The sequence below is a fragment of the Geomonas oryzae genome (assembly GCF_004117875.1).
Taxonomy (GTDB): domain Bacteria; phylum Desulfobacterota; class Desulfuromonadia; order Geobacterales; family Geobacteraceae; genus Geomonas; species Geomonas oryzae.
In genome coordinates this window covers 83,872-96,431 of the sequence record NZ_RAHW01000011.1, presented here as the reverse complement: position 1 = coordinate 96,431, position 12,560 = coordinate 83,872, and the positions used below count along the sequence as shown (strand labels likewise).

Here is a 12,560-nt window from a genome sequence, read left to right as displayed (position 1 = left end):
GTGCTTCCTGCAACTTTTATTGATACAGTAAGCCCACATCTTTTCCCCGGTCCGCCTGAGACGGCACTACTTCCGTTGCTGGTTTGCCCCGTGACCTGCCAGCCAAACTCCGGCGGCAGTCAGCATCGTTTCCATTCCGGCGCGCATCCCCCCACAAACCAATAGTACCCGCATTGATAGGTCCAATACTACATGCTCAGCGCGTCCGTCTTAATGCCACCCTCGTTACTACTTTGCTTCTTGTTTCATGCGGTGCGGCTTCCGACCCGTGACGCTACGCCACGGGCATTCGTTAAGCGATCCACCGGGTATGGGGGGGAGCGGTGGTGAGACGAGCCACTTGACGGCGTGGAATGCTCTGGTAGATTGGAGAAAATTCATTTTACGGGAGGAGAGACATGAACCCTACGGACAGATTCGTGATGAACCATGCGAGTATGGCCCCTCCGCAATTTGTGACGTGGCTCGATGATGCCGCCACTTTACAGGCTGCGCACATCAAGATCAGTACCCTGATGGACTCATGGGTGCCGACGTCACCGCAATTCAGGATCCACAAGGAAAACATCGCGAATGAATGGGAGAAGGCTTTGGCGCTTAACTTGCGCACGACGAAAGGACTCCAGATGGCCACCTCGGCGGCGGTGGACGATGTTTATATCAACGCCGCCTACCTCGTGATCAGGGCAAAGAAGGATAAAGACGAGGCGTGGCTTCATAACAACGGCTTCACCTTGAAGGAAAAGACTAAAAGGATTTACGCCCGGCCCGTTTCTTTTTTAGGCCACGTGCTTAGGGTGAAGAACGGCCCGCAAATCGGGGAGGTCACCGTGAGTTGGGATAAAGACCCCGGGGCCGGTTCCTACCAATTGCAGATTTGCAAGGGACATCCGCAGGGGGAAGAATCATTCGAAGATTACGCTCAGTTGACGTTGGTTCGGACCATCATTGGCAATCGGGAACGGGCGACCTGGTATTATTTCAGAGTCAGAAGTGTCGGCAACAACGAGTACGGTCCGTGGAGTGAACCCGTTGGGATCGTTATTACCTAGCCCGCCGACGTGACCGCAGCAATCGGCCGGTCCCTATGCTGCGGGGACCGGCCCCCGCCTCCATGCATCTTGTCACATCATCCGTTCAACATCCGGAAGGCCCCTCGGTCCGCGAACCCATTCTTGGAGTGACGGAACGCTTCCCTGCCCCGAAGAATGCATCCGTCGAGTGACGGAAGGCTTCCGTGTCCCGAGGAATGCATCCGCTGAGTGACGGAACGCTTCCCTGCCCCGAAGAATGCATCCGTCGAGTGACGGAAGGCTTCCGTGCCCCGAGGAATGCATCCGCTGAGCGACGGAACGCTTCCCTGTCCCGAAGAATGCATCCGTCGAGCGACGGAACGCTTCCGTGCCCCGAGGAATGCATCCGCTGAGCGACGGAGCGCTTCCGTGCCCGGAGGAATGCATCTGTCGAGCGACGGAGCGCTTCCGTGCCCCGAAGAATGCATCCGCCGAGCGACGGAACGCTTCCGTGCCCCGAGGAATGCATCCGCTGAGCGACGGAACGCTTCCGTGCCCCGAGGAATGCATCCGCTGAGCGACGGAACGCTTCCGTGACCCGAAGAATGCATTCGTTGAGCGACGGAACGCTTCCGTGCACCGAAGAACGCATTCGTTGAGCGACGGAACGCTTCCGTGCCCCGAGGAACGCATTCGCCGGGCGACGGAACGCTTCCGTCACACGAGGAATGTCTTCCTAATAGGATCTCAGGCATTTAACGTTGTTTGTCACGATCATTTGTTGTATTAAAATATTTTGCCTTCGTCGCCCTGCATGGTTGAAGCTCTGAAATGTGAGGCAGGCGGCGGTGATGAATTTCAATGAAGGAGGAGACTGCTACATGAAGAAAATGATTACGGCTGTACTGGGAGGAGTGCTTTTGACCGCGGGCGCGGCCCACGCGGAGCACAAATTGCTCGTCACGGAGGTTCTCAATAAGAACCAAGTTGAGGCACAGGCGCAGTTCGAGTACGCCCACGCAAGCGGCGACGTGAAAGGCGCTGTTGAATCGGGCAAAATTTTTACGAACACTACGGAATCCATCTACTCCCTCGGTGTCGGCCTTGGGCACGGCTTGGAAGTGTCCGCTTTCATGCCATACGTTTTCAGCGAACGGATGAAAGTGCAGGTTGACGGGCTCGAGCCCGAGTATGAGAAACGGGACGGCTTTGGGGACTTCGCACTCCAGGCGAAATACCGCCTGCTCGGCGGTGAGGAAGAGCCGTTCACGGTGGTTGCGGGCCTGGGCCTCAAATTCGATACGGCAGGCAACGATGACGCCGGCACCGGCACCACCGACGTGAGCCCCTTCATCGCCGCGAGCACCAACCTGGGTGATCATAACACCCCGTATGCCATCTATCGCGCCACCATTCGCAATCACGGCGAGCAGGACACCCATACCATCTCTCTGGGCCTGGAGAAGGAAATGAACCATACGGTGACCCTCGACGCGAAGATCGACGCCAACTTCAACACCTCAACGAGCAATGTTACGGCCAATGAGGAATTCAACTTCGAACTTGCCAGCTATATCCAGATGGCGCACAACCTCTATCTGCTTCCGAGCGTCGCCTACGTAGTCGCCACTGACCAGAAAGAAAAAGGATCCGACATCCGCCTCGAATCCGTGGACGGTTACCGCGCCGGGCTTTCCCTGTATTACCTCTTCTAGCAGGAGAGTAGAATCAGGTAGTAGCCGCCCGCTTCAGGACATGCTGAAGCGGGCGTTTTTTCAGGTCGGGATATTTTGTAAGCCAAAGGCTAGGGGGGGGCATCAGGGCTGGTTCGAAAACGAAAAGGGGACCGCACATGCATGCGGCCCCCTTCGTGTAATGCTACTTCATTTTTACTCTTTGCTCAGCGCGTCTTTAAGACCCCTCGCAGCTGTCCCTTCAAACTACCTCGCTACGCGCACTCGGAGTAGCCGCAGACGCGGCAGACGGCGCAGCCGCCTTCGTGCTCCACGACACCGCCGCACTCGGGGCAGGCGCCTTTCTCGAAGGCGGGGGCTTCGACGACTTCACCATGGCCGGTGATCGCCAGGTGCGACTGGATCGCCTTGGCGACTGCGTCGGCGCAGGAAAGGATCTTGTTGTCGCCGAAACCGCTCGGGCTGTGGCAGGAGATGCCGAGGAGCTGCTTCACGACCTGACGTGCCTGCACGCCGCTTCTCCAGGCAAGCGACACCATGCGACCGATCGCCTCGGACTGGCTGGCGGCGCAACCGCCTGCTTTGCCCATGGTGGTGAAGACTTCGAAGAGGCCGGTGGCGTCTTCGTTGATGGTGATGTACAGCGGCCCGCAGCCGGTCTGCATCTGGTAGGTCCAACCCTTGAGCGCCTTCGGACGCTCGCGCTTGTTGCGCTTCTCTTCCGCGGTCATCGGCGCGACAACCTTCGGCTCTTCCTTCTTGCCGACGGAGAGAACCTGCTCGTCGCGGGAGCCGTCACGGTAGATGGTCACCCCTTTGCAGTTCATCTCGTAGGCGAGACGGTACACCTTCTCGACGTCTTCGATGGTCGCTTCACGCGGGAAGTTGACCGTCTTCGATACCGCATTGTCGGTGTGGCGCTGGAAGGCCGCCTGCATGGTGATGTGCTCTTCGGGGGTGATGTCGTGGGCGGTGACGAACACGTCGCGCACGTCCTCGGGAATGGCGCTGATGTCTTGTACGGTGCCGTGCTCGGCGATACGCTGCATCAGCTCGTCGCTGTAGAAGCCCTGGTCCTTGGCGATCTTCTCGAAGAGCGGGTTCACCTCCACGAGGATGTTCTTGTCCATCACCTGGCGCACGAAGGAGACGGCGAAGAGCGGCTCGACGCCGGAGGAGGCGTTGGCGATGATGGAGATGGTGCCGGTCGGGGCGATGGTGGTGACGGTGGCGTTTCTCACCGCGGCGCCGCCGGGGACGTCGTACACGCTACCCTTGAAGTTCGGGAACGCGCCGCGGGTTTTGGCGAGCTCGCGGGAGGCGGCGTGCCCTTCGTCGTTGATGAACTGCATCACCTTCTCGCCGAGTTCGATGGACTCCTCGGAGCCGTAGGGGACGCCGAGCATGATCAGCATGTCGGCCCACCCCATGACGCCGAGGCCGATCTTCCTGTTGGAGCGGGTCATCTCGTCGATCTGGGCCAAGGGGTAGTTGTTCACCTCGATGACGTTGTCGAGGAAGTGCACGGCGGTCTTCACCGTCTCTTTCAGCTTGTCCCAGTTCACCTTGCCGCCGGCCACCATCTTGCCGAGGTTGATGGAGCCCAGGTTGCAGGACTCGTACGGAAGCAACGGCTGCTCGCCGCAGGGGTTGGTCGACTCGATCTCGCCTATGTGCGGGGTCGGGTTGTCCTTGTTCAGACGGTCGAGGAAGATGATGCCCGGCTCGCCGTTTTCCCAGGCCTGCTTCACGATGCGCGCGAACACCTTGCGGGCGTTCTGGCTGCCGGCCGGTTTCTTGTCGCGCGGGTTCATCAGGGTGTAGTCGCGGTCCGCGTCGACGGCCTTCATGAACTCCTCGGTGATGCCGACGGAGATGTTGAAGTTGTTCAGCTGGCGCTGGTCGTTCTTGCACATGATGAAGTCCATGATGTCGGGATGGTCGACACGCAGGATCGCCATGTTCGCACCGCGGCGGGTGCCGCCCTGCTTGATGGTCTCGGTGGCGACGTCGAAGACGCGCATGAAGGAGAGCGGGCCGCTGGAGATGCCGGTGGTGGACATGACCACGTCGTTGGCCGGGCGCAGGCGGGAGAAGGAGAAGCCGGTGCCGCCGCCGGACTTGTGGATCAGCGCGGTGTGCTTGACCGACTCGAAGATTTCGTCCATGCTGTCGCCCACCGGAAGCACGAAGCAGGCGGAGAGCTGCCCAAGCTCGCGCCCCGCGTTCATGAGGGTCGGGGAGTTCGGGAGGAACTCGAAGTTGGTCATCATCGCGTAGAACTTGTCGGAGAGCGCGGAGAGGTCGGCTTTCTTGTCGAAGACGGCGTCGGCCTGGGCGATCGCGGTCGCCACGCGACGGAACATGTCGGCGGGGGTCTCAAGAGGCTTGCCTGACTGGTCCCTCTTCAGGTAGCGCTTCTCTAGTACTGTCTGTGCGTTCTTGGTGAGGCCCGGGATCTGTCCCTTTTCGGCGGTCTTCTTCATAACGTTTCGTTCTCCTTGGATAAATTATCATGTCGCCATGCGAATCGCTCAATACCACATTTAGTGGGCGGCGAGAAATAAACCACAAGATGTATGACGAAGTCAAGCGTTAATAGATTAAAATTTCGGGCCGTCATAAAAAACGAAAATGCCGGTGTTTACGCCTCAGGGGCATTTACAACGGGAGCCCCGCTGTGTTATTAATGACGGGTTAATTTTCCTTCCCGGAGGCTCCATGAGCCAGTGTGATTGCAATAGCCAGAAGGAGTCGCTTGAGTCCCAGGTAAAGGGGCTCAAGGATCTGATAGAGGTCGCCAAAGCCGTCGTCTCTACCTTGGATCTGGACACGGTGCTGCAGGCGATCCTGACGAGCGCGATGCGGTTCGCGGGCACCCCGGCGGGGAGCGTCGCGCTCTACTACGATGCGAGGCGCGAGCTTAGCCTGCACGCGCACTCGGGTCTCACCGCCGATTTCGTGAAGAAGGAGCGCTGGGAGGTGACCCCCGGAGGGCTCACCGAGCAGGTGCTTCTGGCCGGCGAGATCTTTTACATCGAGGACACCCAGCAGACCCCGTTCTTCAAGAACCCGATTGCCCTAAAGGAAGGGATCCGCTCGCTTGTGTGTGTTCCGCTCGTTTTCCAGGAACGCATCGTCGGCATCCTTTATCTCGATGACTTCGAGCCTAGGTGCTTCGACCGCGACAAGCTGAACCTCCTCTCGATTCTCGCGTCCTTCGCCGCGATGGCGATCCATAACGCGACGCTGCACAAGCGGACCAAGCTTCTGGCCATCACCGATTCGCTCACCGGACTGCACAACCACCGTTACTTCAAGCAGTACTTCCGGCAGGAGATGGCGCGCGCCAAGCGGTACCACAAGCCGTTCTCGATCATCATGATGGACGTGGACGACTTCAAGAGCTACAACGACAGCTTCGGTCACGCCACGGGCGACAGACTCCTCGAGCTCATGGGGGAGCTGATCCTGCAGACGATCCGCTCCGTAGACGTCGCCTTCCGCTACGGCGGCGAAGAGTTCATCGTGCTTTTACCCGAAACCCGCCTCGACCAGGCGATCCTCGCCGCGGAGCGCCTGCGTGACAGCGTGCAGCAGGGGACCGCGAAGAGGCCCGTGGACGGGGCGAACCGCGGCGTCACCGTGAGTATCGGTGTCGCGAGCTACCCGGACAACGCGGACAAGATGGACGAGCTGTTCAACATCGTCGACTCCCTGCTCTACCTGGCCAAGCGCCGCGGCAAGAACAAGGTCTATCACCAGGAAAGCCTGCAGATACCACCAAAATGAAGAGATATCCCATACTACTTATCCACGGGCTGCTTCTGGCGGCCCTTTTTTGCCATCAGGCCCAGGCCGCCGATACTCCCGCCGCCGCCGCGCCGACCGCGCCTGCTTCTGCCCCCGTTCCCGCTCCCGCTCCCGAGCGCGCCGAGGCGCCGTTCAAGCCGCAGAGCACCTTTGCCGACCGTGTTCTCGCCGAGGACACCGTCTGGAAGGGGGAGGTGCTTGTCGAGGGGGCGGTGACCGTGGCCCCACAGGCGACGCTCACCGTCGAGCCCGGGACCGTGGTTCGTTTCAAGAAAGGGGCCGGGGACCCGGTCCTCGTGGTGCAAGGACGGCTGGTCGCCTCCGGGAGCAAGGAGGAGCCGATCCGTTTCACGTCGCTCTTCGCGGCGCCCGCCGCCGGTGACTGGCAGGGGATCGTCCTACTCGGTAGCGAGAAGAACAACCTCCTGGAAAACTGCCGCATCGAAGGGGCGGCCGCCGGGGTCGAAGCGCTTTTCGCGAACGTGACCCTGAAGGGGGTGCGCGCCGAGCGCAGCACCACCGGGATGCGTTTCCAGGATGCCCTTGTGACCATGGAGGGAGGGGGCGCCTCCGACTGCGACACCGGCATGAGCTTTTTGCAGAGCGAGGCGACCGTACGCGGCGTGAGCGTGGTCGGCAACCGGGTCGGTATCGAGGCGCGGCACACTTCGATCTACCTGCAGGACGGAAGTCTTGCCATGAACCGCTCCGCCTTTTCCTGCGACAGCTGCAGGTTGAAGCTCGCCGGCGGGGCGGTGCTCGACAACGGCCGCGGCGTTACCCTGTTCGAGACCGAGGGGAGCGTGACCGGTGCGAAGCTTGCCAGAAACAGCGACTACGGGCTTTCGCTCACCGGTTCGCGGGTGAGGGTGAGCGACAACGTGATCACCGGCAACGGTGCACAGGGAGTGCTCGTCTTCGACGGTTCCGCAGTAGCGTGGGACAACGTGATCTCCGGTAACGGCGGGCATGATATCTACAACGCAGGCAACGAGGAGTTCCGCGTCCCCAACAACCGCTGGGGCGAGGGTGGACCTAAGATCTACGACAACGGCGGACGGGGCAGGGTGAACGTGAACCCGAAGCGGTGAAGCCGTTCTACGTTCGGCGTTCAACGTTAGGGCTTTGACCTTTGCTGAAAGCTAGGGCAGACGTGGCGGCACGGACCGCTGTACGAGAAAATGATAGTATCCGCGCTTGTTCGAGCGGGTATACAGAACCAGCAAACAATTAACGTAACTGCTGCAAGGTTGGCAAATGACACGTTGAACGCTGAACGTTGAACGTTGAACCGGTTTTAAAGGAGCTTTATGACACGCAGAAACGGCCGTGCGGCTGATGCATTGAGGGAAGTAAAAATCACGCGCAATTACCTGAAACACGCCGAGGGATCGGTGCTGATCGAGTTCGGGGACACCAAGGTCATCTGCAACGCGACCATCGAGGGCAAGGTCCCTTCCTTCCTGAAAGGTAAGGGGACGGGCTGGGTCACCGCGGAGTACTGCATGCTGCCGCGCGCAACGCACACCAGAAACCAGCGAGAGTCGGCAAAGGGGAAACTCTCCGGACGCACCCACGAGATCCAGCGCCTGATCGGCAGATCGCTGCGCGCGGTGGTCGACCTGGAAAAACTGGGCGAGCGCTCCATCCTCATCGACTGCGACGTGATCCAGGCCGACGGCGGCACCCGCACCGCTTCGATCACCGGAGCTTACGTCGCGCTGGCCGACGCCCTGCAGACCCTGGTCGACGCCGGGGAACTCTCCCAGAGCCCGCTGCGCGAGGCGGTCGCCGCGGTGAGCGTCGGCATCGTCGATGGAACCCCCTTCCTCGACCTCGACTATCCCGAGGACTCCTCGGCAGAGGTGGACATGAACTTCGTGATGACCTCCTCGATGCGTTTTGTCGAGGTGCAGGGAACGGCCGAGGCGGAGCCTTTCACCCTCGACCAGATGGACGCGATGCGCGGCCACGCCATGCTGGGGCTCACCCGTCTCTTCGAGATCCAGAGAGAGGCGCTTCAGGCATGAAAGAGCTCCTGGTCGCATCGGGAAACAAGGGGAAACTGCGCGAGTTCGGAGAACTGTTGCGGGGCGTGGTGGATACCATACTCTCGCCGGCCGACTTCCCCGATCTCCCGGACGTCGTGGAGGACGGGGCGACCTTTGAGGAGAACGCGATAAAGAAGGCGCTCTCCGCGGCGCGTTGCACCGGGCGGCCGGTTCTTGCCGACGACTCGGGGCTTTGCGTAGATCATCTCTGCGGTCGCCCAGGCGTCTACTCGGCGCGCTTCGCCGGTGAGGGGGCGACCGACGCCGACAACAACGCGCTCCTCTTGCGCGAGCTTGAGGGCGTTCCGATGGAGAAGAGGGGCGCCGCGTTTCACTGCGTCATAGCGCTCTGCCTTCCCGACGGGACCTGCCGGACCTTCGACGGCGCCCTTGCCGGGGTGATCCTGGAGGCGCCGCGGGGGGAGGGGGGCTTCGGTTACGATCCCCTCTTCATGGTACCGGAGTACGGGCAGACCTTCTCCGAGCTTCCCATGGAGATCAAGAACGCCATCAGCCACCGCGGACGCGCCATGCAGATGCTCAAAGAGGCACTCACGCAAAGCAGCTAAGACGCAAGCAAAGCGGAAAACCGTTTAACAGGGATGAAGGGGATAAAGGGGATAAAGGGGATAAGGTCAAAGTCCCTTCGAAAGCAAGAAAGGGCTTTGCCTATCAACGCAAATAAGCCAATGGGCGGAGATGCAAGGAAGGCAAGGCTGGGTAAATATTATCTTTTTTGCATATCCTCTTTGTGTCTTTGCTGCTTCGCGTCTTTACCTTGAAGGGGTTGTAAAACGGCTTCGAGAAAAACTCGGGGGGCATAAAAAAGGTGTTGCGCGGCTCCAGAGGCTGTGCTATAAACGTGCTTCTTGAATCGGGGTGTAGCGCAGCCTGGCTAGCGCACCTGCCTTGGGAGCAGGGGGCCGGAGGTTCGAATCCTCTCACCCCGACCACTCAACAGCAGGCTTTACTTCTGCGCCTGTAGCTCAGCTGGATAGAGCAACGGCCTTCTAAGCCGTAGGTCAGAGGTTCGAACCCTCTCAGGCGTGCCACAACTGAATATGGTGGGTATGGTGAAGCGGTTAACACAAACGACTGTGACTCGTTCATACGTGGGTTCGAATCCCACTACCCACCCCAACCATAAAGGCCAACCCCGTTAACAGCGGGGTTTGTCGTTTCAAGCGTACGATTTTGCGAGAGTGGCGGAATTGGCAGACGCACCAGACTTAGGATCTGGCACCGCAAGGTATAGGGGTTCAAGTCCCCTCTCTCGCACCACCCGTCATTCAAAAGGGTTACCTCTTCCGGGGTAACCCTTTTTGTTTGTGCAGCAGTTCGTGTAACCTTTCGTGCGACCTATCATGCCCCCTCTGGGGGTGCGGCTTGCTTCAAGTCTGCACTATCCGGGGGATCAGTTCGCAACCTCGGCTGATGCCCGGTTTGCCGGTTCTTCTGTGTGTGCCGCAAGTTCGACAGCTTTGCGGCAAGGCGGCTTTGCACGCTGTGCTGGCGAAGTGCGACGGTGTGATCGACTCACATCTGGTTCAGGACCACCCCAATGATCTTGCGCTGAGGCAACCTGGCCATGGCATTTACGATTTCCTTTCTAGGTGTCCTGCCTGATCTGACCACGACGATGATGCCGTCAACCAGCGGGGCCAGCGCCATGGTGTCGGCGCAGGAAAGAACCGGCGGTGCATCGAAAACTATGAACCGCTCTGGGTAGCGGTCTCTCATTTCTTCGGTCAGGCTGCGCATCCTCGGGGAACCGAGCAGGTCGCTGAATCCGTTCATCGTCTTGCCGCCGGAGACGACAGTCAGCTTTTCAATCCCGGGCCAGACTACGATCTCCGAAAACGGGACGTCATGCAGCAGGTGGTCAATGAGCCCCTTGCTGCTCTCATAGCAAAGTAGCCGGTGCACGTGCTGTTGCCGGAAGTCGCAATCCACCAGCAGGGCCGTTTGGCTGAACTCCTTGGCGAGGGTAATGGCCAGGTTGATCGCCGTCGTTGTCTTTCCTTCCCCCGGGACGGCACTGGTGACCATCAGCGTCTTGCCGCACCCCATTTCCTCAAATCGGCTCATGATCTGTGCGCGCAGAATTCTGTACGTCTCTACCTCCGGGATCCGGTTGTCAATCGCGATGCATCTGTTATTAAGCACCGTCTGCATGTCGAGTCGCACAGTACGGGAGACGGAATACACCGGGGAAAGCCATCCGACCTTCGCCTTGTCCCATGACGTTTCCGCCATTTCCTGCTCCTCCGAAGGCGCAATCACTTGCTCCATTTCCTTCGGCTCCAGGTGGGCGGCCGCCTCGTTCTCCTGCAGCTTTTGCGCCATCTCCGGCAGTTTTATGAGCCGAACCGCGTCGGCACTGTTCTCCATGGACATGATGGTCTCCTCTTCTAACCTGGCGATTTGCGATAAATCTGCGTCAAGAGGACATTCAGATCCATCACCAGGTAGTGTACGGCAACGAGGCCGATGATGGCCCCAAAGGCTACCAGGGCCGTGGCCAGGTAGCGCCTGTTCCTGGCTGAGCCCCGATCCGTCGCGGTGACGATGTGCGGGACGGTCACGAGGACCGTGACGCCGGTGAGCTCGGCGAGAGCGTCCGCTGATCTGACCGATTGGTCGCAGGCCTCCTTTACGGCCGCCCATCCCACCCCCGAGCCGATGCCGAGTGCCAGTCCGATCAGGATGATCGCCGGCACGTTGGGGCTGAAGGGGCGCTCCGGCAGCCGGGCCGGGTCGACCAGGGTGAAACGCTCGCCAAGCTGCTCTTTCTCCATGCTGTGGGCCATCCTGACGTCCATGGATTTTTTGGATAGGTCGTCGTATTTTTGCTGCAGGTTGTTCCGCTCGACCATCAGGCTTTTGTACGCCTCTTCTACATGGGGGGTCGCGAAAATCCGGCTCTGGTAGCTTGCACGCCGCTTGGCGGTGTCGGCAATCTGGCGCCTCACCGATTCGATTTCGGAACGGGTTCCTGCCAGTTGGGATTGCAGGTTGATGTAGGCCGGGTTGTCCGGCGTACCTACGGCCGGCTCACGGTTGGCTGACCGGATCCGCTGCTCTAGCTCTGCAATCTCTCTCCTCGTCTTGATCACGTCCGGGTAGCGGTCGGAAAAACGGCTGGTCAGATCGGCCAGCCTCAAATGAAGTTGCCTCAGCGCCTCCTTGTCGTTCGCGGCGAGTTCCGGCTGCACGTTGCTCAGCTGGCTTTGCAGGAACTCTTCTCTCTCCCTGAGGGTTCTCATCTGGTCGTTCAGCTGCCTTATGTCGCGGTCGGCCTGGTCGTATGACTGCATGTTGACCTGCGACAGCTCGGGAAGCGACTGGATGTTCCTTTTTTTGAATGCCGCGATTCTCCCCTCGATGTCGGCAAGGCTTGCCTGGACCGCCTCCATCTCGCCCTGGAAAAACTTGGAGGTCCCAAGGGACTGCTTCTCCCGTTCCTTGAGGTTTTCCTCCATGTATAGCGATGAAAGTTCGGTGGTCACCTGTTGTGCGACCTCCGGCGTGGTGCCGGTGTAGCTGATGGAAAACGCGATGGTCGCCTGGGCCGGTCTGCCCGAGCGGGGGTCGATGACGTCCGCGCTTATCGTGGTGAATTTGATGTCCTTGACCATCTCCGCCACCACGTCCTCCAGGGATACCTTGTTGCGCAGATCCGCATACAGGTTCAGCCGCTTGATCAAATCGATGAGCCTCGGCGTCCCCATGATCCGTTTGTTGATCGCCTGCAGTCGCTGATCCGCAAAACTGGTGATGTTCGCCTTGATGTACTCGCTCGGCACTTCCTGCGCCTCGATCAGGATCGTTGCGGTCGAGCGGTACTTCCGCGGCAGGGTCAGGGCGGCAACGACGGCAACCAGGAGGATGATCGCTGCGGGAACGAGGAGCTGACGCCTGCGCCTCTTGAGAATTTCCACGATGTCCTGAACGCTTTTGATTTCGCTGTCCACTGCACCCTCCCTGTC

Annotated in this window: 9 protein-coding genes and 4 tRNA genes; 10 read left to right on the top strand and 3 right to left on the bottom strand. The window is 59.8% G+C overall.

The annotated features are described in order from the left end of the window. Positions 1 to 398 precede the first annotated feature (398 nt). On the top strand, positions 399 to 1,052 hold the full coding sequence (locus D6Z24_RS20815; protein ID WP_129127871.1) for a fibronectin type III domain-containing protein: 654 nt from the start codon (positions 399 to 401) through the stop codon (positions 1,050 to 1,052). An 842-nt stretch (positions 1,053 to 1,894) separates the two neighbouring features. Beyond that, positions 1,895 to 2,728: a hypothetical protein gene (locus D6Z24_RS20810; RefSeq protein WP_129127870.1), complete on the top strand. Its 834-nt coding sequence runs from the start codon at positions 1,895 to 1,897 to the stop codon at positions 2,726 to 2,728. 233 nt (positions 2,729 to 2,961) lie between these two features. On the opposite strand, the gene D6Z24_RS20805 is transcribed toward D6Z24_RS20810, so the two are convergent. Continuing rightward, a complete protein-coding gene (locus tag D6Z24_RS20805) occupies positions 2,962 to 5,193 on the bottom strand; it encodes a vitamin B12-dependent ribonucleotide reductase (RefSeq protein WP_129127869.1) in 2,232 nt (743 codons plus the stop codon). 235 nt (positions 5,194 to 5,428) lie between these two features. Here D6Z24_RS20805 and D6Z24_RS20800 point away from each other — a divergent pair, with 235 nt between their 5' ends. The 8 genes from D6Z24_RS20800 (at position 5,429) to D6Z24_RS20765 (ending at position 9,852) form a co-directional block, all read left to right on the top strand. Next, positions 5,429 to 6,499, top strand: coding sequence for a sensor domain-containing diguanylate cyclase (locus D6Z24_RS20800; RefSeq protein WP_129127868.1), 1,071 nt, complete (start codon positions 5,429 to 5,431; stop codon positions 6,497 to 6,499). After that, the gene (locus D6Z24_RS20795) at positions 6,496 to 7,611 is read left to right on the top strand and encodes a right-handed parallel beta-helix repeat-containing protein (protein WP_129127867.1); all 1,116 of its coding nucleotides are present in this window, start codon (positions 6,496 to 6,498) and stop codon (positions 7,609 to 7,611) included. The genes D6Z24_RS20800 and D6Z24_RS20795 overlap by 4 nt, the downstream gene beginning before the upstream one ends. A 219-nt stretch (positions 7,612 to 7,830) precedes the next feature. Further along, complete coding sequence (rph, locus tag D6Z24_RS20790; RefSeq protein ID WP_129127866.1) at positions 7,831 to 8,550, top strand: ribonuclease PH; 720 nt, start codon at positions 7,831 to 7,833, stop codon at positions 8,548 to 8,550. Beyond that, the gene (locus tag D6Z24_RS20785; protein WP_129127865.1) at positions 8,547 to 9,140 is read left to right on the top strand and encodes an XTP/dITP diphosphatase; all 594 of its coding nucleotides are present in this window, start codon (positions 8,547 to 8,549) and stop codon (positions 9,138 to 9,140) included. The genes rph and D6Z24_RS20785 overlap by 4 nt, the downstream gene beginning before the upstream one ends. A gap of 306 nt (positions 9,141 to 9,446) precedes the next feature. After that, positions 9,447 to 9,524, top strand: a tRNA-Pro gene (locus D6Z24_RS20780). Between the two features lie 22 nt (positions 9,525 to 9,546). Beyond that, positions 9,547 to 9,623 (top strand) — tRNA-Arg (locus tag D6Z24_RS20775). Positions 9,624 to 9,635: 12 nt separating this feature from the next. After that, positions 9,636 to 9,711, top strand: a tRNA-His gene (locus tag D6Z24_RS20770). Between the two features lie 56 nt (positions 9,712 to 9,767). Then, positions 9,768 to 9,852: transfer RNA gene (locus D6Z24_RS20765), tRNA-Leu, on the top strand. A 255-nt stretch (positions 9,853 to 10,107) separates the two neighbouring features. Here D6Z24_RS20765 and D6Z24_RS20760 read toward each other — a convergent pair. Together D6Z24_RS20760 and D6Z24_RS20755 are read right to left on the bottom strand one after the other, a co-directional pair. Further along, entirely contained in the window at positions 10,108 to 10,968 is an 861-nt protein-coding gene (locus tag D6Z24_RS20760; RefSeq protein WP_129127864.1) for an AAA family ATPase, read from the bottom strand. Positions 10,969 to 10,982: 14 nt separating this feature from the next. Next, a complete protein-coding gene (locus D6Z24_RS20755) occupies positions 10,983 to 12,545 on the bottom strand; it encodes a GumC family protein (RefSeq protein ID WP_129127863.1) in 1,563 nt (520 codons plus the stop codon). Between the last annotated feature and the right edge of the window lie 15 nt (positions 12,546 to 12,560).